This window comes from Synechococcus sp. RS9902 (genome assembly GCF_014279635.1).
In the GTDB taxonomy this organism is placed as follows: Bacteria; Cyanobacteriota; Cyanobacteriia; order PCC-6307; family Cyanobiaceae; genus Parasynechococcus.
On sequence record NZ_CP047949.1, the window covers coordinates 2,095,984 to 2,116,535 of the forward strand.

Annotated in this window: 19 protein-coding genes and 2 tRNA genes; 12 read left to right on the forward strand and 9 right to left on the reverse strand. The window is 62.6% G+C overall.

What is annotated here, in order from left to right; genetic code table 11:
- Window positions 1-2 precede the first annotated feature (2 nt).
- Window positions 3-1,004, reverse strand: coding sequence for a porphobilinogen synthase (gene hemB / locus SynRS9902_RS11630; protein WP_186509233.1), 1,002 nt, complete (start codon window positions 1,002-1,004; stop codon window positions 3-5).
- A gap of 39 nt (window positions 1,005-1,043) precedes the next feature.
- Window positions 1,044-2,030, reverse strand: coding sequence for a DnaJ C-terminal domain-containing protein (locus SynRS9902_RS11635; protein WP_186509234.1), 987 nt, complete (start codon window positions 2,028-2,030; stop codon window positions 1,044-1,046).
- Window positions 2,031-2,155: 125 nt separating this feature from the next.
- On the opposite strand from SynRS9902_RS11635, the gene SynRS9902_RS11640 reads away from it, so the two are divergent.
- Both SynRS9902_RS11640 and SynRS9902_RS11645 read left to right on the forward strand, forming a co-directional pair.
- On the forward strand, window positions 2,156-2,557 hold the full coding sequence (locus tag SynRS9902_RS11640) for a vitamin K epoxide reductase (RefSeq protein ID WP_186509235.1): 402 nt from the start codon (window positions 2,156-2,158) through the stop codon (window positions 2,555-2,557).
- A gap of 1 nt (window position 2,558) precedes the next feature.
- On the forward strand, window positions 2,559-4,235 hold the full coding sequence (locus SynRS9902_RS11645) for a SulP family inorganic anion transporter (protein WP_186509236.1): 1,677 nt from the start codon (window positions 2,559-2,561) through the stop codon (window positions 4,233-4,235).
- Here the strand turns inward: SynRS9902_RS11645 and SynRS9902_RS11650 are convergent.
- Both SynRS9902_RS11650 and aroQ read right to left on the reverse strand, forming a co-directional pair.
- The gene (locus tag SynRS9902_RS11650; protein WP_255446133.1) at window positions 4,223-4,927 is read right to left on the reverse strand and encodes a tRNA-(ms[2]io[6]A)-hydroxylase; all 705 of its coding nucleotides are present in this window, start codon (window positions 4,925-4,927) and stop codon (window positions 4,223-4,225) included. The two genes, SynRS9902_RS11645 and SynRS9902_RS11650, sit on opposite strands and share 13 nt — an antisense overlap.
- On the reverse strand, window positions 4,924-5,364 hold the full coding sequence (aroQ, locus tag SynRS9902_RS11655; protein ID WP_186509238.1) for a type II 3-dehydroquinate dehydratase: 441 nt from the start codon (window positions 5,362-5,364) through the stop codon (window positions 4,924-4,926). Before aroQ ends, SynRS9902_RS11650 begins: the two co-directional genes overlap by 4 nt.
- A gap of 84 nt (window positions 5,365-5,448) precedes the next feature.
- Between aroQ and SynRS9902_RS11660 the strand changes: the two genes are divergently transcribed.
- Together SynRS9902_RS11660 and SynRS9902_RS11665 are read left to right on the forward strand one after the other, a co-directional pair.
- Window positions 5,449-5,530, forward strand: a tRNA-Tyr gene (locus tag SynRS9902_RS11660).
- A gap of 9 nt (window positions 5,531-5,539) precedes the next feature.
- A tRNA-Thr gene (locus SynRS9902_RS11665) sits at window positions 5,540-5,611 on the forward strand.
- Here the strand turns inward: SynRS9902_RS11665 and SynRS9902_RS11670 are convergent.
- Window positions 5,593-7,074, reverse strand: a complete 1,482-nt coding sequence (locus SynRS9902_RS11670; RefSeq protein WP_186509239.1) for a glycoside hydrolase family 13 protein — start codon at window positions 7,072-7,074, stop codon at window positions 5,593-5,595. The genes SynRS9902_RS11665 and SynRS9902_RS11670 overlap by 19 nt on opposite strands.
- 51 nt (window positions 7,075-7,125) lie before the next feature.
- Here SynRS9902_RS11670 and glpK point away from each other — a divergent pair, with 51 nt between their 5' ends.
- Window positions 7,126-8,631: a glycerol kinase GlpK gene (glpK, locus tag SynRS9902_RS11675; protein ID WP_186509240.1), complete on the forward strand. Its 1,506-nt coding sequence runs from the start codon at window positions 7,126-7,128 to the stop codon at window positions 8,629-8,631.
- Complete coding sequence (locus SynRS9902_RS11680; protein ID WP_186510647.1) at window positions 8,624-10,201, forward strand: glycerol-3-phosphate dehydrogenase/oxidase; 1,578 nt, start codon at window positions 8,624-8,626, stop codon at window positions 10,199-10,201. Before glpK ends, SynRS9902_RS11680 begins: the two co-directional genes overlap by 8 nt.
- On the opposite strand, the gene SynRS9902_RS11685 is transcribed toward SynRS9902_RS11680, so the two are convergent.
- Window positions 10,144-11,805, reverse strand: coding sequence for an alpha-amylase family protein (locus tag SynRS9902_RS11685; protein ID WP_186509241.1), 1,662 nt, complete (start codon window positions 11,803-11,805; stop codon window positions 10,144-10,146). The genes SynRS9902_RS11680 and SynRS9902_RS11685 overlap by 58 nt on opposite strands.
- Window positions 11,806-11,859: 54 nt before the next feature.
- Here SynRS9902_RS11685 and SynRS9902_RS11690 point away from each other — a divergent pair, with 54 nt between their 5' ends.
- Together SynRS9902_RS11690 and SynRS9902_RS11695 are read left to right on the forward strand one after the other, a co-directional pair.
- The gene (locus SynRS9902_RS11690; RefSeq protein ID WP_186509242.1) at window positions 11,860-13,239 is read left to right on the forward strand and encodes an aldehyde dehydrogenase family protein; all 1,380 of its coding nucleotides are present in this window, start codon (window positions 11,860-11,862) and stop codon (window positions 13,237-13,239) included.
- Window positions 13,240-13,338: 99 nt separating this feature from the next.
- A complete protein-coding gene (locus tag SynRS9902_RS11695) occupies window positions 13,339-14,337 on the forward strand; it encodes a LysM peptidoglycan-binding domain-containing protein (protein ID WP_186509243.1) in 999 nt (332 codons plus the stop codon).
- 6 nt (window positions 14,338-14,343) lie between these two features.
- On the opposite strand, the gene SynRS9902_RS11700 is transcribed toward SynRS9902_RS11695, so the two are convergent.
- Both SynRS9902_RS11700 and SynRS9902_RS11705 read right to left on the reverse strand, forming a co-directional pair.
- Window positions 14,344-15,804: an ATP-dependent DNA helicase RecQ gene (locus tag SynRS9902_RS11700; protein ID WP_186510648.1), complete on the reverse strand. Its 1,461-nt coding sequence runs from the start codon at window positions 15,802-15,804 to the stop codon at window positions 14,344-14,346.
- A 69-nt stretch (window positions 15,805-15,873) separates the two neighbouring features.
- Complete coding sequence (locus tag SynRS9902_RS11705; RefSeq protein WP_370586305.1) at window positions 15,874-16,977, reverse strand: hypothetical protein; 1,104 nt, start codon at window positions 16,975-16,977, stop codon at window positions 15,874-15,876.
- Between the two features lie 41 nt (window positions 16,978-17,018).
- Here SynRS9902_RS11705 and SynRS9902_RS11710 point away from each other — a divergent pair, with 41 nt between their 5' ends.
- Window positions 17,019-17,228: a photosystem I reaction center subunit IV gene (locus SynRS9902_RS11710; protein WP_006851563.1), complete on the forward strand. Its 210-nt coding sequence runs from the start codon at window positions 17,019-17,021 to the stop codon at window positions 17,226-17,228.
- A gap of 5 nt (window positions 17,229-17,233) precedes the next feature.
- Complete coding sequence (locus tag SynRS9902_RS11715) at window positions 17,234-18,070, forward strand: DNA-formamidopyrimidine glycosylase (protein ID WP_186509245.1); 837 nt, start codon at window positions 17,234-17,236, stop codon at window positions 18,068-18,070.
- Here the strand turns inward: SynRS9902_RS11715 and mtnA are convergent.
- A complete protein-coding gene (mtnA, locus tag SynRS9902_RS11720) occupies window positions 18,061-19,074 on the reverse strand; it encodes an S-methyl-5-thioribose-1-phosphate isomerase (protein ID WP_186509246.1) in 1,014 nt (337 codons plus the stop codon). The two genes, SynRS9902_RS11715 and mtnA, sit on opposite strands and share 10 nt — an antisense overlap.
- Between mtnA and mtnB the strand changes: the two genes are divergently transcribed.
- Window positions 19,074-19,742, forward strand: a complete 669-nt coding sequence (gene mtnB, locus SynRS9902_RS11725) for a methylthioribulose 1-phosphate dehydratase (protein ID WP_186509247.1) — start codon at window positions 19,074-19,076, stop codon at window positions 19,740-19,742. The two genes, mtnA and mtnB, sit on opposite strands and share 1 nt — an antisense overlap.
- The gene (gene mtnC / locus SynRS9902_RS11730; RefSeq protein WP_186510649.1) at window positions 19,742-20,491 is read left to right on the forward strand and encodes an acireductone synthase; all 750 of its coding nucleotides are present in this window, start codon (window positions 19,742-19,744) and stop codon (window positions 20,489-20,491) included. Before mtnB ends, mtnC begins: the two co-directional genes overlap by 1 nt.
- The last annotated feature ends 61 nt before the right edge of the window (window positions 20,492-20,552 follow it).

Sequence of the window (20,552 nt, forward strand, 5' to 3'; positions counted from 1 at the left end):
GATCAAGCCTCCTTCAACCAAGCCGCTGCATCGCAGGCGTGGTACGTGAGGATCAGATCAGCACCGGCGCGCTTGAAGCTCAGCAACGTCTCCAGCACAACGGCTTTTTCATCGATCCAGCCCCGCTCGGCCGCGGCCTTCACCATCGAATACTCACCACTCACGTTGTAGGCAGCGATGGGGAGTTCCGACTCTTCGCGCAGTCGGTGGATGATGTCGAGATAGGCCAAACCAGGCTTCACCATCATGATGTCGGCGCCCTCCTGCTCATCGAGCTGGGCTTCGGTGATGGCTTCCCGAGCATTGGCGGGATCCATCTGATAGGTGTCTTTGTTTTTGGGGATCGGCTTGCTGCCGGCGGCACGGGGAGCGGAATCAAGGGCCTCACGGAAGGGGCCGTAGTACGCGGAGGAGTACTTCGCCGTGTAGCTGATGATGCCCACATGTTCGAAGCCTTCGTCGTCGAGGGCTTCCCTGATGGCACCGACCCGGCCGTCCATCATGTCGCTGGGACCGATCAGATCAGCGCCCGCTTCAGCCTGCACAACGGCCTGCTTGCAGAGCAGTTCAATCGTTTCATCGTTGAGGACCACGCCGTCCTCGCTGACGATCCCGTCATGACCATCGCAGGAATAGGGATCCAGGGCGACGTCGGTCATGATCGCCATCTCGGGGATGGCTTCCTTGATCTGGCGGATCGCCCGTGGAATCAGGCCATTGGCGTTGAAGCACTCAGCCCCGTCTTCGGTCTTCAGTCCCTCAGACACCTTGGGGAAAAGAACGATGCAACGCACCCCAAGGTCGTAGGCACGCTGCACTTCGCCGGTGAGGGCCGCGAGGCTCCAACGGCTGGCACCAGGCATGGCACCGATCGGCTCTACCTCAGCGCCTTCATGCACAAAGAGGGGATAGATGAAGTCTGCAGCCGAGAGGCTGTGCTCACGCACCATGGCGCGTAGGGCGGGCGTACGCCGAAGACGACGGGGGCGGTAGGTGAGCTCCATCAGACCCAAACACAAGGTGTGATCGTAAGGGTCACCCGATCAGAGGGCCGCCGAACGAAGCCACTCTTGACGTGGATGGTCCGTGCGCTTGGCACGCAGTTGCTCCAACAACCGACGCTCCTCCTCACTCCACGAGGCAGGCATGGCCAGCGTCAGCGTGAGCAGGAGGTCGCCGCGACCGGTCTTCGACGGCCAGCCTTTGCCCTTCAGCCGCAGAATGCGGCCCGGGGCGGTGCCAGCCGGAATGCTCACCTGGGCCTCACCATCAGGGGTCATCACCGAAACCATGCCTCCAAGGGCCAGTTCATCGAGGCTGACGGGGAGATCGGCCCGCAGCTGATCCGACTCCAGGCGCCAGATCGGGTGGTCCTGAATCTTGAGGTTGAGATAGAGATCGCCCCGACGTCCGGTTCCCGGTTGCAGGTTGCCCTTGCCCTTCAACCGCAGCCGCGAGCCGTTCTTCACCCCAGCGGGAATGCGCACCTGAACGCGCTCATTGTTCACCGAGAGGCTGCGTTCACCACCGCGAAAGGCCTCCGAAAAGGTCACATTCACCGATGCTTCGGCATCGAGATTCACCGGAGGGCGTGAAGCCTGGCCACCACGCGGGAAACCACCCCCTGCGAATCCCCCGCCGGGAAATCCGCCCCCAGGGAAACCACCGCCCTGGAAGCCACCGCCGGCCGGTCCACCGAAACGGCCCAACAGGTCGTTGATGAAATCATCGAAATTGCCGTAGCGACCGAAGTCGACATCCATCCCGGGTGCGGCTCCCCCGCCCATGCCACCGGCCTGGTTCCAGTACTGGCCGAATTGCTCATAACGCCGCCGCTTCTCGGGGTCGGAGAGCACTTCGTAGGCCTCACTGATTTCCTTGAACCGCGCTTCAGCCTGGGCATCACCAGGGTTGACGTCAGGGTGGTATTGGCGCGCCAGGCTGCGAAAGGCTTTCTTGATGGCATTGGCATCGGCGCTGCGATCAACACCGAGCACCTGGAAATAGTCCTTGTATCCGCTGCCTGCCATACCCATCCAGTGGTAATCCCAGTTTCACCGCAACAGGGCTTGCGTTGTTGCTTCCGCATGGAGGGAAGCCCGAACGCCTGAATGCGACCTAGCTTCAGGCCAACCACTGCATCAGCATGAGGAGCATGGCTTCATCCCTGCTGGCATCCGTGCTGGTCGCAGCTGGCGGAGCTGTTGGTGGCCCGCCTGGTTCGGCCGCTCCCTGGGCCAGCACGCTCGGAGAGCCCCTGCACGACTCAAGCCACCAGGCCCTCGAACTGACGAAGCATCTGAAGGCGATGGGGGCCAAGTTTTATGGCGCCTGGACCTGCCCGGCCTGCTTCAAGCAGATGAACCTGTTCGGCAAACAGGCCGGAGAGGACGTGACCTATGTGGAATGCCGCAAGCCGAAGCAGCTTCCGGAGCAAGCCGAAGCCTGCAACGCCGCAGAGATCCGGGCTTATCCCACCTGGGTTCTCCCCGATGGGCGCCGAAAAGTGGGAGTTCAGTCCCTGGAAGCCCTTAGCCGCTGGAGTGGTCTGAACTGAGATGGCACTGATTCACGGCCTGCATCAACGCAACATCCGAGGCGACCTTCTCGGAGGATTGACGGCCGCCGTGGTCGCGCTGCCCCTTGCCCTGGCCTTCGGCAATGCCGCACTGGGGCCGGGAGGCGCCATCTACGGCCTGTATGGCGCCATCGTGACCGGATTCCTGGCGGCCTTGCTCGGGGGAACTCCCGCCCAGGTGAGCGGACCCACCGGGCCCATGAGCGTCACCGTGGCAGGGATCGTCTCCAGCCTTGCCGCCATCGGCATTGGTCGTGATCTCAATGCCGGCGAGATGCTGCCGTTGGTGATGGCCGCTGTGGTGATCGGTGGTGTGTTCGAAACCCTGCTCGGGGTATTGCGGCTGGGGCGCTTCATCACCCTGGTGCCCTACTCGGTGGTCTCCGGCTTCATGTCGGGAATCGGTTTCATCATCCTTGTGCTGCAACTTGGACCCTTCATCGGGGTGAGCACCGGGGGCGGCGTGGTTGCGTCCCTGAGTTCGCTAATCGATGCCCCGAGCTGGAATCCAGCCGCGCTCGCCGTTGGATTGATGACACTCGCTGTGGTGTTTCTGACCCCCCTGCGAATCCGCCAATGGGTGCCAACGCCTCTGCTGGCGCTGCTGATTGTGACGCCGTTGTCGCTGCTGCTGTTCAACGACAACCGACTGCTGGAGCTGGGCCTTGAACCCATCGCCCGGATCGGAGCCATCCCGGAGGGGGGCTTGCAACTGGTGGTTCCCGATTTCAGTCAGCACCTACCGGAGTTGGTGAAAGCCGGCATGGTTCTCGCCCTGCTCGGGGCGATCGACTCGTTGCTCACCTCCCTGGTGGCCGACAACATCACCCAGACCAACCACGACTCCAACCGTGAGCTGATCGGCCAGGGCATCGCCAACACCGCGGCCGGGTTTCTCTCCGGCCTTCCCGGTGCCGGAGCCACCATGCGAACGGTGATCAACATCAAATCCGGAGGTCAGACGCCCTGGTCGGGCATGACCCATTCCCTGGTGCTGCTGCTTGTGCTGCTGGGGGCAGGCCCCCTTGCGGCACAGATCCCCACGGCGCTGCTGGCGGGAATCCTGATCAAAGTCGGCCTCGACATCATCGACTGGGGCTTTCTGCTTCGCGCCCATCGCCTGTCGGCGAAAACAGCCGCGCTGATGTACGCCGTGCTGTTGATGACGGTGTTCTGGGATCTGATCTGGGGCGTTTTGGTCGGGATGTTCGTGGCCAACCTGTTGACCGTTGATGCGATCACGCGGTCACAACTGGAAGGGATGGAAGAGGACAACCCCTCCGATGCCACGGATGCACTGCACGCCAATCTTTCCCCGGAGGAGGAAGCCCTGATCCTGCGCTGCGGCAAGGCCTTGATGCTGTTTCGTCTGCGCGGCCCTCTGAGTTTTGGCGCCGCCAAAGGCATCAGTGCCCGAATGGGATTGATCCAGAGCTACAGGGTTCTGATCCTTGACCTCACTGATGTGTCCCGCATCGGTGTCACCGCAACCCTCGCCATCGAACGCATGGTGGAGGAAGCACGATCAGCGGGCCGCACCCTGTTCATCGCCGGAGCCAACCACAGCCTCGAACAACGGCTGCGCCAATTTGGCGTGGAGGGGGTGCTTCGGCCATCCAGGCTGGAGGCCTTGCAGGAGGCGGCTCAGCTGATCTGACTGCTGATCTGTTGGGCATCCACACCACAGGAATGCATCCGCACGTCTTCAGGGCCTTCTAACTCCCCTTCCAGCGCCTTCACTTCGGCCAGGGCCAGCACTTCGAGGCGCTCAACGATCAGCTCCCGCGGATAGCGCTGCTCACACAACACCCAATACAGACCGAAGTGGCGGGCTTCACTCGCCAACAGATCGCTGTAAAGCTCCCTCAACTGAGGATCCGGGCTGTGCTCCGCCAGCAGTGCCATGCGCTCATGGCTGCGGGCTTCGATCAGACCCGCCACCAGAAAGGAGTCGAGCATTCTCTGCGGCTCACCTTTACGGATCTGCCGGGCCAGATCAGCGCCATAGCCCGGGGAAGGCAGCGGTTCCAGGTAGCGCCCACGGGCCTTGATCAACGCCAGCACCTGCTCAAAGTGCTCCAGCTCTTCCCGCGCCAGAGGGCTGAGGGCTTCACCCAGACCCGGTTCGCAGAGGTAGCGGAACATCATCTGCACCGCAGCCCCGGCAGCCTTGCGTTCGCAGTGGGCGTGATCGATCAGCACCTCCATCGGCCTGGCGTTGGCCTGCTCCACCCAGCTCCAGCTGGTGGGCGCAGCCAACCAGCGGATCGACGCCACTGTCTTTGACGGAACTGTCTTGGTGGGAGCTGTCTTGGAGGAAACAGTTTGTGCTGGAGCAGTGCTGGTCATGCGTTCCGGCGCAGATGGCTGAGCAATCCGCTCAAGGCAAGGCTGTAGCTAGCGGGTCCGAAGCCGCAGATCACACCCACAGCGCGCTCAGCCAGAAACGAGTGATGGCGGAACTTTTCCCGGGCATGGGTGTTGCTGAGATGCAATTCCACATAGGGGATCGCGACACCAACCAGGGCATCACGGATGGCGATGGACGTGTGGGTGTAGGCCCCGGCGTTGATCAAGATTCCATCGCATCGGCCCATGGCCTGGTGAATCCGGTCCACCAGGGCACCTTCGAAATTGCTTTGAAAGCAGTCCAGCTGCACTGATTCCTGCTCCGCCTCCCGGGTCAGCGCCGCTTCGATGTCCGCCAGGGAGGAATGGCCATAGATCCCAGGCTCACGCTGGCCCAAAAGGTTCAGATTCGGACCGTTCAGCAGCAGAACGTGCATGGCTGGAGATCGGTTCAGCTCGGCAGATCGTATCGAGATCGTGGGGAAGGACACACCGACTGGTAAGTTCTTGCGGTGTGGTTCGGGTCGGTGCCCGAGTGGTTAATGGGGGCGGACTGTAAATCCGCTGGCTCTGCCTACGTTGGTTCAAATCCAACCCGGCCCATCCCCACATGCCCTTGTAGCTCAGCGGTAGAGCACTCCCTTGGTAAGGGAGAGGTCTCGAGTTCAAGTCTCGACAAGGGCTTTCTTGCTCCCCAAGGCACCGGGGGAGAGGGGTGAAGACCCCAGAACAGCCGCCGATTGCGGGCTGATGCTTTGGTTGTCAACAAGCCCCAGCGTCCATACGAGGGATTGTCCCGACTCGATGGTTAGGGGCACAGGGGTGGAGCGACTGCGGTTGATCACGACCCGCAGGCCATCCGCAACGCCCTCCAGCACGTCAGCCCCTGGGGCTGACCAGCGCAGACCATCCCTGCGCAAGACCCCATGGGCAGAGCGGAGTGCTGCGAGGGACTGGATGAATGGGCGTAGATCAGCACTCCAGGGAACGTCCCAGGGATAGGCCTCACGGCAGGCCGGCCCAGGACCGCTGGAGGGGCCCGGTTCAGGACCACCCGCCAGGGCAGCTTCAGTGCCGTAATAAATGCACGGCGCTCCCGGATGGAGGAAGAGCAGCAGCAGGGCCAACTTCAGGGCCGCAACGTCGTTGTTGAGGCTGTGAAGTGCACGGGGCACATCATGGCTATCGAGCAGATTCATCTGGGCCCTGTTCACCACCTCCCGGTAGGAACGCGTTGTGGTCGTCCAGATGGTCAACAAAGCCTGCCCATCCAGGGGGTCGAGGGGATAGTCGGAATTGCGGTAGTCCTGCCGCAACGCTTCAGCGGCGGCCCAGCAAAGGCTGCTCCATCCCAACCGGTAATTCATCACGCCATCGAAGTGGTCGCCCTTCAGCCAGGGGGTCGCATCACCCCACACCTCGCCAACAATCCAGGTCTCCGGGTTGGTGGCCCGCACCATCTGCCGGAACTCAACCCAGAAGTCGGCCGGCACCTCGGCAGGGACGTCGAGACGCCAGCCGTCAATCCCCTGCTCGAGCCAGTGACGGCCCACCGCCAGCAGATGCTCCCGAACCCCAGGATTGGCATGGTTGAACTTGGGTAGATCCGGCAAGGCCCACCAGCCGTCGTAACCACAGTCCTCGCCAGGGGCGGGATAGGGCTGCAGGGGCCAACGGTGCACATGGAACCAATCCCGGTACGGCGAATCCGCACCGTTTTCCACCACGTGATGAAAGGCCCAAAAGCCGCGGCCGCAGTGGTTGAACACCCCATCCAGCACCAACTTCATGCCGCGCCGATGCACAGCATCGATCAGGTCCCTGAGTGCTGCATTGCCCCCCAGCAGGGGATCCACCTCGAAGTAGTCGTAGGCGTGATAGCGATGGTTGGCGGCTGAACTGAAAATCGGCGTGAGGTAAAGGCAGGTGATGCCCATGCCTTGAAGCTCATCCAGGGCATCGATCACGCCATAGAGATCCCCGCCCTGGAATCCCTCCTCGCAAGGGTCGGAACCCCATGGCTTCAAGGCGAGATGGCTCTGAGCCTCGACCCGCCCACTGCGCCGGAAACGATCGGGAAAGATCTGATAGATCACCGCATCCGCCACCCAGGCGGGGGGATCGCAAAACGGCGTGGTCGCTGCCAAAACCTTTGCAGTCAGCCATCTCCTGGCTAGCAGGAGAGAAAGACATTGGCCATGGCTGAGCAGGCTCTCCTTCTTGCCCTCGATCAGGGCACCAGCAGCTCCAGAGCCGCTCTGTTCAGCAGCTCCGGAGATCTGGTGCTCAGCGCCAGTGCACCGCTGCCGATTTCCTACCCCGCCGATGGATGGGTGGAACAGGACCCGATCGAGATCTGGACCAGCCAGCGGCAGGCCCTGGTGCAGCTCGATTCGAAGCTCAGTGAGGGGCAGCGCAAGGCAGTGGTGAGCTGCGGCATCACCAACCAACGGGAAACCACCGTGCTCTGGCGCCGCAGCAATGGCCTCCCCTGTGGCCCGGCCCTCGTCTGGCAGGACGGCCGCACCGCCGCCATCTGCGACGCCTGGAAGCAGCAGGGACTGGAGCAGGAGTGGTGCCGGCGCACGGGCTTGTTGCTCGACCCCTACTTCAGTGCCAGCAAGATCCGCTGGATGCTCGACCACTACGACGACGCCAAGGCTGCCGCGGCCAGCGATGACCTCTGTTTCGGCACGGTGGAAAGCTGGCTGCTCTGGCAACTCACCGGCGGCCAGCGCCACGGCAGTGACATGAGCAATGCCAGCCGAACGCTGCTGATGGACCTGGAGCAGCAGCGCTGGGTGGATGAGTTCCGAGAGCCCACAGGGCTCCCCGCCAGCGCTCTGCCCGAACTGCTGCCCTGCCGCGGAGAATTCGGGCGCATGGCTGCGGACCTTCCCTTTGCAGGCTTGCCGATCCAGGCCATGCTCGGCGACCAGCAGGCCGCCACCCTGGGCCAGCTCTGTCTGCAGCCCGGAGAAGGGAAGTGCACCTACGGCACGGGGGCTTTTCTGGTGATCAACACCGGCGATGTCGTCCGCCGCTCAGATGCAGGGCTGCTCAGCACCCTCGGCTGGACGGATGCCGCTGGAACACCCAGCTTTTGTCTTGAGGGAAGTCTGTTCAACGCCGGCACCGTCATCCAGTGGCTCCGGGATGGGCTGCAGATCATTGATCAAGCCCCCCAGGTGAATGAACTGGCGCGCTCGGTGCCGGATTCAGGGGGGGTGATGCTCGTGCCCGCCTTCACCGGCTGGGGGACACCGCACTGGGATCCCCAGGCACGCGGTGTTCTGGTGGGCCTCACCCGTGATAGCGGACGCGGTCACATCGCCCGCGCTGCACTTGAGGGGATCGCCCTGTCGGTAGCGACATTGGTGGAGCTTGCCGAACAGGCCCTCGGGAGCGGCTTGGGTGAACTGGCGGTGGATGGTGGCGCCGCGGCCTCCGATCCTCTGCTGCAGGCGCAGGCGGATTGCACCGGTCTGACGGTGCGGCGACCCGCCAGCCTCGAGAGCACGGCCCGGGGGGTGGCGCTGTTCGCAGGCCTCCAGGCGGGGGTGATCAGCGACCTGGAGCAGCTCGCAACCGCAAGGAGGGACGGAGCGGAATTGTTCCACCCGCAGATAGATGCATCCCAGCGTGACCGCTGGCGCACACGCTGGCAAGACGCCGTCTCCAGAAGCCTGGGGTGGCATGGCTGATCACCAGGTGGACCTGCTGGTCATCGGCGCCGGTGCCAGCGGTGCCAGCGTGGCCTATGAGGCAACACGACGGGGGCTGAGCGTGGCCCTGCTCGAGGCCGGAGACATCGGCGGTGGCACCAGTTGCCGCAGCACGAAGCTGCTCCATGGCGGGGTGCGCTACCTGGAGCTGGCCTTTAAAACTCTGGACCTGGCCCAGCTGAGGCTGGTGCGGGAAGCCCTGCTCGAACGGAGCCACTGGTTGACCCAGGCACCGTTCCTGGCCCAACGACTCGAGCTGGCCCTGCCCACACAACAGATCTGGGGACAGGCCTACTACCGACTTGGTCTGGGGATGTACGACGCCCTGGCCGGTCAGCAAAGCATCGGGCACAGCCGACTGCTGTCCCAGCGGCAGATGCGTCAGGCCCTGCCTCTGCTGAAGCCGTGTCAAGGCGGCGTGGCCTACAGCGACGGGCAGTTCGACGATGCACGCCTCAACCTGCTGTTGGCCCTCACCGCCGAACAACGGGGGGCAACCCTGCGCACCCGTTGCCGGGTGGTGGAGATGGAGACCGACGGCACGGGCCAGCTCAAGGCCGCCATCAGTGAATCCGCCACAGGCCAACGGGAACGCTGGTGCGCCTCAGCATTTGTGAATGCCACGGGCATCCGGGCGGATGAGATCCGCCAGATGGCGGAGGCTGATGCTCCCCCAAGGCTGCTCACCAGCCGTGGGGCCCACATCGTGCTGGAGCAGAACCTCTGCCCGGGAGGGCTTGGGCTTCTGGTGCCATCCACCGCGGATGGACGCGTGCTGTTCATGCTGCCCTTCCACGGCCGCACCCTGGTGGGGACGACGGATGAAGCCTGCACCAAGGAGAACGCCACATCCCCTTCTCCAGAGGAGGAGGCCTACCTGCTCAACTACGTGCGTGATTGGTTTCCCCAGCTCCAGCATCCGCAGGTGAGCAGCCGATGGGCGGGGGGACGGCCGCTGCTGAAGCCAGCGGACCAGGCCATGGACAGCAGCCGTGTGGTGCGGGAGCACGAGGTGGAAACCCTGGCCTGCGGCCTGGTGAGCGTGATGGGGGGCAAATGGACCACCTGCCGGCCGATGGCTGAAGACACCCTGACCGCGGTGGAACGCCAGCTAGGGAAGGCGCTGCCCACCCCTGAAGCAATGCCCTTGCGGGGTGCAGCGGAGTCGCTGGAAGCCACCCAGGACGGGCTCCGCCTTCAGAAACAACAACTCGAAGCCCTGCTTCCCGACACCGCCCTCAAAGCCTCACAAGTCGCCCACCTCCAAAGCACCTATGGCTTGGAGGCAGTGGCCTTAATCGAGCCCGCGGAGCCCAGCCGACGCGAACCCCTCAGCCCGGTGATCCCCCTCTGCAGCGCAGAACTGGACCATTCGATTCAGCGGGAACATGCGCGAAGCAGCAGCGATGTGCTGGCCCGCCGCTGCCGTCTGGCCATGGTGGATTTGAACGAGGCCGAACGATTGAGGCCTCAGGTGGAGGAGCTGCTGAATCAGGCGGGCGTGGCTGCGGGCTCCACTTCTCCGATCAACCACCAGTTGAATCCATAGGGCGGAAGGTTCACGAACCACTCCGCCGCCGCGGGCGGGAATTCACAGCCCCACATCACCTCACGGGTGCGCTGACCAGCCCACTCCGAAAGATCCAGACTGAGCGAGGCTCCGGCTGCGGTGACATTGGCGGCCACGAGCACCGTCATCGCCTCGGTGCAGCGGAGGTACACCAGCACTCCGGGGTGGGGGCTGTACAACAACCGGAAGCTTCCATGCCGCAGAGCTGGCAGCAGCCGGCGGCAGGTGAGCATGCGCCGGTGCCAATTCAGCAGCGACCCCGGCAGCTGCTTCTGCACCTCCACATTCACCACGCGGTAGTCGTAACCGGGAGCGGTGATCGGTGGCAGCACCAACAGCGGATCGGGGGCCGTGGAGAAGCCACCGTTGCGGGCCGGCGTCCAGGCCATCGGCGTGCGGTTTGGATCACGGTCCCGCAGACCGGGCCAGTCGCCCATGCCCAGTTCATCGCCGTAATACAGGCAGGGCATCCCTGGAAGGCTGTAGAGGAGCCCATGCAGCAACCGGTTGGAGCGTGGATCGCCATTGAGAAGAGGAGCCAGGCGTCGGTTGATGCCCCAGTTCAACCAATGCCCCTGTCCCTGGGGCAGGCCCACCCGGATGGTCTGAATCACCTCATCGCTGATGAGATGGCCATCCCCCAACCAAAGTTCATCGTGATTGCGCAGGGGCAGGGCCCAGCGAGCACCAGATACCGCCTGCTCGGCTTGCATCAGACACTCCCCGAGCTGCTGGGTGCGGCCACTGGCAATGGCGGCAAACAGATGGGCGGTGAGCACGAAGTTGAACGCTCCATGCAGTTCGTCATCCGACAGGTATGGAGCGGCCTCCTCCACCGGCTGAATCGCCTCTCCCAGCAAGAGCACATCACGGCCATGGGCATCCACCCGCTCCCGCAATCGCTTGAGGAAGGCGTGGGTCTCCAGCAACCCCTCGCAGCGGGTGCCCTCTGACTCGAACAGGAACGGAACCGCATCCAAACGGAACCCGTCAACGCCGCGATCCAGCCAGAAGTCGACCACCTCCAGCATCGTGTCCTGCACCCAGGGATTCTCGTAATTGAGATCGGGTTGATGACGCAGAAAACGGTGCAGGTAGTACTGCTCGGCAACCGGATCCCACTCCCAGTTGGAAGCCTCGAAGTGCCGGAACAGAACCGGTGCCTCGGCGTAGCGCTTGGGGTCGTCGCTCCAGACGTACACATCCCGTTCAGGACTGCCCTTGGGAGCCCAGCGGGCCCGCTGGAACCAGGGATGCAGATCACTGGTGTGGTTCAGCACCAGGTCCAAAATCACGCGCATGCCCTGGCTGTGGGCCGCCGTGAGGAACCGATGGAAGGAGGAGAGATCCCCCAGGTCTGGATGGATTCCGGTGAAATCGGTGATGTCGTAGCCCCCGTCCCGCAGGGGGGAGGGATAGATCGGAGTCAGCCAGAGGGTGTTGACCCCCAGCCAGCGCAGATAGGGCAACCGCGCCGCAAGCCCCTTGAAATCACCGGTGCCATCGCCATTCCCATCGGAATAGCTGCGAACGATCAGCTGGTAGATGACCGTCCCTGACCACCACGGAAGCGCTGGGGTCATCCCCCGGTTGCAGATTCACCACTGCTAGACCCGACTGGCCTGATCGTCAGCCCTGTGGCCCTCACCCAAACGCAACTGAGCCGGATGAAGGAGCTCGTGGGAGCTGGGCTGACCCGTCCCTTGGCCTGGCGTCGAGAGCAATTGCAACGGCTCTCCGCCCTGGTGGAGGAGCACGAATCGGAGGTGCTCGAGGCCCTCGCCGCCGACCTCGGCAAACCACCCACCGAAGCCTTTTTTGAGCTGGTGGCCCTGCGACAGGAGCTCAATCTCACTGGGCGGCAGCTGGAGCGGTGGATGCGCCCGCGCCGCGTGGCTGTCCCTCTCTCACTGCGCCCCGGCCAGGCCAAGGTTGTGCCGGAACCACTCGGGTGCGTTCTGGTGATCGGACCTTGGAACTATCCCTTTCAACTGACGCTGCGGCCCTTGATCAGTGCCCTGGCTGCTGGCAACACGGCCGTGCTCAAGCCTTCAGAACACGCCAGTGCCATCGCAGATCTGATTGCACGGCTGATCCCTCAGCACTTCGAGCCTGATGTGGTGCAGGTGGTGCAGGGAGATGGTGCCGTCGCAGCCAACCTAGTGGCCATGCCCTTCGACCACATCTTTTTCACCGGTGGCGGCAGCATCGGCCGAAAGGTACTTGAGGGGGCCGCTGCCCACCTCACACCGGTGACCCTGGAACTGGGGGGCAAGAGCCCCGCCATCGTTCTTGAGGGGGCTGACCTCACGGTGGGAGCGCGTCGTTTGATCTGGGGCAAGGGGATCAATGCCGGCCAGACCTGCATCGCTCCAGACCATCTACTGGTGCCACCCGCGCTGCATTCACCGCTGCTGAAGGCGATGGAGGAGGCCCGAACGGAGATGTATGGCTCCGATCCCCTCATCTCGAATCAGCTGGGGCAGATCATCAATGAACGCCAGTTCAATCGGCTGGAGCAGCTGCTGGAGTCCGCCAGAGCGGATTGGCGCATCCTGATCGGAGGTGAAATCAGCCGGGAGCAGCGGCGCATCGCCCCCACCGTGATTCGTGTGGATGACCGCAATGATCCGCTGATGGCCGAGGAACTGTTCGGACCTCTCCTGCCCGTGCTGGTGCTGGACGACCTCACCACAGCCCTTCAGGAGATCCGCCAGGGCCCCAAACCGCTGGCGCTGTACTTGTTCGGCGGTAGTGAAGCCCAGCAACAGCAGGTGCTCACCACCACCAGCTCAGGCGGGGTCTGCCTGAACGATGTTGTGATGCAGGCCGGGGTGCCACAACTGCCCTTCGGCGGCGTCGGCGCCAGCGGGATGGGCAGCTACCACGGCCAAAGCGGCTTCGACACGTTCAGCCACCACAAGGCGGTGCTCAAGCGCCCCTTCCGTTTTGATTTCAAGCTGCGCTACCCGCCCTACAAGGTGGATCTCAACCTGCTGAAGCGGCTGGCGGGATAAGGCCCACGCATCACCAGCACATCCCTTCTGCAGCAGGTGCTCTGGGGGGCTGGCGCTTTACCTCAGGCACCGTATGTTGCGGGCATCTGCCGGAGACGAATGCGCCGTACCGCTCTTGCCGCCCTGCTGCTGACGGCCTGGTTCCCCCTGTCAGCCACGGCTGCCTCGGTGACGGTGCGGTCCGGCGAAACACTTTCCGATATCGCTAACCGCTATGGGGTGAGCGTCGGCACGCTGATGCGGATGAATGGGATCCGCAATCCAGACCTTGTTCAAGCCGGGAGCCGCCTGCAGGTGCCAGGCCCCACCGTGACGGCAGGAACGGGCCGCCATCGCGTCAACAGCGGGGAAACCCTCAGCAGCATTGCCAGCCGATACCAGGTCCGCAGTCGCGACCTGATGGCCCTCAACAACCTGCGCAATGCCAACCACGTTGAGGTCGGCCAGACCCTGCGACTTCCCAGCAATGCCGTGATGCCCCGTCCGGCATTCAAGCCGGTGGCTGTAACCCCGATCCCGGGAGCCACGGAACACACCGTTGCCAAAGGGCAGACCCTCACGCAGATCGCCAAGGCCTACAAGCTGCCGGTGGCCAGCCTGATCAGCATCAACCAGCTGAGTGACCCCAACAAAGTGGAGGTGGGCACGCGCCTCTACCTGACCGATCCCTCCTTCCAGACCGCCATCACCACCCAGGCGCAGCCGGCAACAACGAAACCGGTTCAAGCCAAGGCCAAGCCCGTCCAAACCAAGGCAGTCCAAACCAAGGCAGTGCAAACGAAACCGGTTCAGGCCAAAAAACCGGTGGTCAAGGCCAAGCCGGTCGAGGCCGCCAAGCCCAAGCAGACCCATGCCAAATCGGCTGACTGGCGCACCTATGGCCCGCTCCAGGTGGACTGGGGCAACTGGCAAGCCATGGGTGGCAGTCAAGTGGTGCCCACCCTCAATGCCCAAGGGCAGGCGCTTTATCTGGCCGTGAACTGTTCCGCCAAGAAGATCAATGCCACCGGTGCCGATGGGAGCTGGAAAACCTGGGAAGCACCGAAGAGCCGCTTCGAAAAAGACCTGGTGAAGGACCGTTGTCAGCTCAAGGCCTGATCTGAATCAGGCGGCGTAATCGAGCGGCCAGGGGGAATCCAGGAATCTCCGGCCGCTTTCGCGGAGATAGAGCCGCTGAGCACCGTCGTTGCTTTCCTGGATCAACTCCTCTTGAACGAGCCGACGGGCCAACCAGGTCCAGCGGTCATGGCGTCCGGGTTCATGCAGAGCCAGGTGCTCTCCGAGGCGACGCATTTCCGTGCCGTCCTGCTCGGCCAAATGGGCCAGGAGCGTTTCCACCTGAGCTGACCAGTCGCGTCGTTTGGGGGAGTCCAAGCAGCGATCGCAGCGACCACAGGGACCCACCAACTCACCGACGGCCAGCAGCAATGCCTGTTCACGGCACATTTCACCCTCAGCGACGGCCTCCATGCGACGCAGCTGCTGCTGTGCCAGGTCTAGGCGGCGACGGTCCTCCAAGGCATCGCTGCCCCGGGCCGAAGCCCGCATAGCCCAGCCCAGGCTGGTGCGATCACCCGGCGAAAACAGCACATGGCAATGGGCCGGATTGCCGTCTCTGCCGGCGCGGCCCGATTCCTGCAGATAGCCCTCAGGTGTGGCCGGCAGATCGAGATGAAGCACCAGGCCCACATCGCCACGGTCAACGCCCATACCGAAAGCCACCGTGGCCACCAGGACGGGCCGCTCGTGCTCAAGAAACAGCTTCAGAGCCTGCTGGCGGGTCTCCGGATCCAGACCGGCGTGATAAGGAGTAGCGGCAACCCCTTGGTCAGTCAGGCGTTCCGCCCACTGCTCCACCGAACGACGGGTGCGGGCATAGATCAGCGCAGCACCACGGGACATTTCCAGTGCCTCCAACACTTGCGGCATGGGGTCCCTGGGGCGCCGCTGCATCGTGTAGTGGAGGTTGTCCCGGCGGGCCGAACTCACCTGCACGAGCGGGCGACGCAGATCCAGTAGGCGAATGATGTCGGCCCGCACCCTTGGGGCTGCCGTCGCGCTGAGGGCCAGCATCGGCACTCCCGGGCAGAGGCTGCGGATCTGACCCAGGCGGCGGTAATCGGGGCGGAAGTCATGCCCCCAGGCACTGATGCAATGGGCTTCATCCACCGCCAGGGCCACCAATCGGCCCTCCGTGGCATGACGTTCCAGCATCAGCCGGGTCTGCTCACCCTGAAGTCGTTCCGGCGCGATGTAGAGCAGACGCAGCGTGGCGTCCTGCAGTTGCTCCAAGGCCTGCTGTCTTCGAGCTGGCTCGAGTCCGGCATGCAGGCAGGCCGCAGCGATACCCCGTCGCTGCAGGGCCATCACCTGGTCCTCCATCAGCGCCACCAACGGTGAGATCACCACCACCAGGCCCTCGCGCACCAGGGCCGGCAGCTGATAGCAGAGCGATTTACCTCCACCGGTGGGCAGCACCGCCAGTGCGTCCCGGCCAGCCAGCACTGCATCCACCACGGGCCGTTGCCCGGGGCGGAAGCGATCCCAGCCGAAGTGGGTCTGCAGTGCACGCTCGAGCGAAGCCAGAACACACCAGATGTGGAGACTTCAGATTATCGAGCACAAGATCTGGAGTCAGGCCAGCGGCGGGGGATCCAATTGATCGGGGGACTCCTCCACCAGCTGGAGCCGCACCCGCTTGCCGCCCGCGAGCTCTCCCAACGACACCCGCAGGGTTGCACCGCTGAGGGTCTGCAGGGCGTTCAGCACATCGCGCAGATAGGGCGTGCTGCTTCCGCTCTCAACCCAGAGCCGCTCCTGAAGCCCCCCCAAGCGCCGCCAGGAGGTGTGCAGCTTCAGCACCGCCGACTCAAGGGCCTGGGCCTGGCCCACCGCATCAGCCAGCAGGCCGAGGGCATCCAGGCGCTGGGCCTCCTGCATGGCACGGTCCAGGTCCAGTTCCCCCTGCTGGAAAGCCCGCACGGCAACACCCGACTCGGTTGCCTTGGTGATCCAGCGCGCTGTGCTGGTGACGTCCTTGATCCGATCGAGTTCGGGCTCATCGCGGAGCACCTTGCGCAGATCTTCCTGCTGCGGCTCAGGAAGCTTGGCCAATTCCCGCACCAGAGGGGCCACCGCACGGGGTGGCAGCAGGTTCTCCTGGGTGCGCTGACGAATTTCCTCCGGCAACAAAGGGCTGGTAGCCGCCGTGAATTCATCCGTGAGACGGCGCACCTGCTTGCGGGTAATTTCCTGACCTTCGTTGGCGGCTTCGGAAATCATCAGCTGCACCTCAGGAACCGCCTGAGCGGTTTCCATGAAGGCCCGCTTGGAGAACAGATTGACGCTGCTCTCCTCCAGGGTGCCGTCGCTGAGCATGCTGTCGGCGGATTCCGCCAACTGAATCAAGCCATAGGCGCGCGTCTTGCTGATTTCTTGCTCCCGCAGCCACTGCAGAAAACCTGCGCCCCGGCCTTCACCGCCGCGCTTTTCCTTGTCGCGCACCGCGCGGAGGATGCGACCACGCCAGATTTCCGTCTGGAGGTCAAAGCGGTCGCAAACGGCCCAGGCCTGTTCCAGGCGGGCCAGAAATTCCATCGTGCTGATGTCGTCCTGCTCCGGGTCCGGCAAATCCAGCTGAAGCAGCGACGGATCTGGATCAAGGGCGATGGAACTGGTCAAAGGGACGCCGACGACGAAGGGACGACATTCTGTGACGCAGCGGTCATCAACATCCATTCCACGAGATACGCTCCGATTGCATTTCCTTATGCCCAGCGATGGCGATCACCCGCGGCGCCAAGGTGCGCATCAAGCGTCCTGAGTCCTACTGGTTCAACGAAGTTGGCACCGTTGCCTCCATCGACACCTCGGGAATCCGCTACCCCGTTGTCGTTCGCTTCGAAAAGGTCAACTACAGCGGCCTGCAGGGCGTTGACGGTGGCATCAACACCAACAATTTCGCCGAAGCGGAACTCGAGCCGGCCTGAGGCCGTTGCCTGAACTCCCTGAAGTCGAGACGGTCCGTCGGGGACTGGCAGACCGTCTTGTGGACTTCAAAATTGCGCAGGTTGAAGTCTGCAGACCAAGGGCCATTGCCAGCCCTGGAGGTCCTGATGATTTTGTTGCTGGCCTCTGCGGAATGACGGTGGGGCAGTGGCAGCGCAGAGGGAAATATCTGATGGCAGCCCTGGAGCCCGAAGGCGGTGTTTGGGGTGTGCATCTGCGCATGACCGGGCAATTCCAATGGCATGAGCAGCCCTCAGAACCGTGCAAACACACCCGTGTTCGCTTCTGGAACTCAAAAGAGCAGGAGTTGCGCTTTGTGGATGTGCGCAGCTTCGGAGAAATGTGGTGGGTTCCTCCGGGCCAGCCGATGGAAGAGGTCATCACAGGCTTAACGCGACTCGGCCCTGAACCCTTCAGCACCGACTTCTCCGCCAGTTATTTGAAGCAGAAACTCAAGGGCAGCAGCCGACCGATCAAAACAGCGCTGTTGGATCAAGCCCTGGTGGCTGGAGCTGGCAACATCTACGCGGATGAATCCCTTTTCGCATCAGGCATCGCCCCTTTCACGCCCGCAGGGCAGCTGGAGCTCAAACAACTGGAGAGGTTGCGGGATGCCCTGGTGAATGTTCTCACCATCAGCATTGGAGCCGGTGGCACCACCTTCAGTGATTTCCGCGATCTCGAGGGGGTGAATGGCAACTACGGCGGCCAGGCCTGGGTCTACCGACGTGGAGGAGAACCCTGCCGCAGCTGTGGGACGCCCATTCAAAGGGAGAAGCTGTCGGGCCGAAGCACCCACTGGTGCCCGACCTGTCAAAGCTGATTGGGCAGCGGAAGCGCAGAGAGAACCTCCCGATAGGGAGGACGAAGCACGCCGAATTCGGTGATGAAACCCGTCACCAGATGAGCTGGAGTGATGTCGAAGGCGGGGTTCCAGGCCTGGGCCCCAGGAGCCGCGACCTCCACTCCCTTTGCGTGGGTGATCTCCTCTGCATCGCGTTGCTCAATCGTGATCGCGTCCCCATCAATCGTCGCTCGATCAATGCTGCTGCCAGGGGCGCAGACATAAAAGGGAATGCCGTGGGCTCGGGCCACAAGCGCCAGGTTGTAGGTGCCGATCTTGTTGGCAACATCGCCGTTAGCAGCAACACGATCACAGCCCACCATCACGGCGTCCACCTCCCCCCGACGCATCAGCAAACCACTGGCACCATCGACGATCACGGTGCAAGGCACACCAAGACAGCCCAACTCCCAGGCAGAAAGAGCAGCCCCTTGCAAGCGGGGACGCGTTTCATCCAGCCAGGCATGGCGAAGCATGCTACGGGCATAGGCGGCTGCGATCACACCAAGGGCGGTTCCCACCCCTCCCGTTGCAATCGCACCGGTGTGGCAATGGTGCAAGACCCGAGATCCCTGATTCAGCAGGGAAACGCCGTGATCCACCAGCCGCTGCGTCAGCAAACGATCCTCGCTCTGAATCGCATCGGCCACAGCGGCGAGTGCTTCAACATCAACCAAGCCTGAGGAGGCAATGGCCGCTCGCATCCGGTTAAGAGCCCAGCCAAGGTTGACGGCGGTGGGCCGTGATGCACGTAAGCCTCGGATGGCAGTGAACAGATCGTCACCGGAGCGTGCAGCCAGCACAACCCCCCAGGCCGCCGCTATGCCAATGGCAGGTGCACCGCGCACAGCCATGGAGGAAATCGCCTCAGCAACCTCCTGCCATCGGTGCAATTGCATGAAGACCACAGCACCGGGAAGTTGTCGCTGGTCCAGCAACTCCAGATGATCACCGCTCCAGCGGGAACTGGGGGGAAGCGTCAATGCACGTCGGCCTCTGTGTCCTGTATAGAAGACGAAGGGATCAGCGGATTGTGAGCGCAAACCATACCCAGCGCGAACGATTGACTGAGGTGATGCAAGGCATCCACCGACGCGGCTGGTGCGATGGCACCGGAGGGAACTTCAGCATGGTGTTGCAGCATCAGCCCCTGCAGTTGCTCATGGCACCCAGTGGTGTGGACAAGGGGCAGGTACCTGCCGATCAGCTGATTGTTGTGGATGAGCAAGGCAAGGTTTTAACGGGCAAGGGAAAAGCCAGTGCCGAAACAGCGCTGCATCTGCGCATTGTTGAAGCGACCCAAGCAGGAGCTGTACTGCACACCCATTCCGTCCCCGGAACAGTGTTGTCCCGCCATTACGAAAACACAGGGGGGATTGCCTTGGAGGGCTGGGAAATGCTGAAAGGCCTGGTCGGCATCAAAACCCACGCCAGCAGCATCACCATCCCTGTGATCAGCAACAGTCAGTCGATGCATGAGCTGGGCGAAGCCGTCGCACCCTTTTTGGAAACCTCGCCCTGCGGATTTCTCGTGGCGGGGCATGGCCTTTACGCGTGGGGGGCTGACCTGGATGCGAGCAAACGACACCTGGAGATCCTGGAATTTCTCTTGAAGGTGAGATTGACCCAAATGCAAATTGGAGATCAATGATGAATCAACAACATCTTCTGCTCGACATCGAGGGAACAACATGCCCAGTGAGCTTTGTCAGCGACGTTTTGTTCCCCTTCGCCAAGCAAGAACTGAGCCACTACATCAAACAACACTGGCACAAAAACCCTCACAACAAGTCCATCCAAGCGGCCAAGAAGGAATGGCTGGACGACCAATCTCACGAGAGCATCCAAATCAAACAGCAGGCAACGAAGGGTGAAACCGAGGAGATAGACGCGTTGATTCAATACCTCAAACACTTGATTGGCATCGACAAGAAGTCGACAGCACTCAAAGACCTACAGGGAAAAATCTGGGAATACGGATACAATAACGGAGATCTCAAATCTCAACTATTTCCAGAAACGGCTGAATGCCTACGGGAATGGCGCGAGCAAGGAATAACCTTATCCGTCTATTCATCGGGCAGCATTCAAGCTCAAAAACTGCTTTACAGGCACAGCCCTGCCGGTGACCTTGAAAAACTTTTCAGCCACTGGTTTGACACCCATACAGGCCCTAAAAAATCTACGAAGAGCTACACAACAATCGCCAAGCAGCTCCAAAGCTCGCCCAACAAGATTTGGTTCGTGAGTGACAACGGAGCTGAATGCGATTCCGCGCGTTCGGCAGGAATGCACACCCTCTTCAGCCTTCGCGAAGGGAATCCTGACCGGGACCCACGGGATCACACAGTGGTTCAATCACTCCGCGAAGTAAGTGCTCACCTAACAGCAGAAAAATAGCCAACAAAAAAGCCACCTCAAGGAGAGGTGGCTTCTTCGCGGGTGATGATGGTGATCGCTA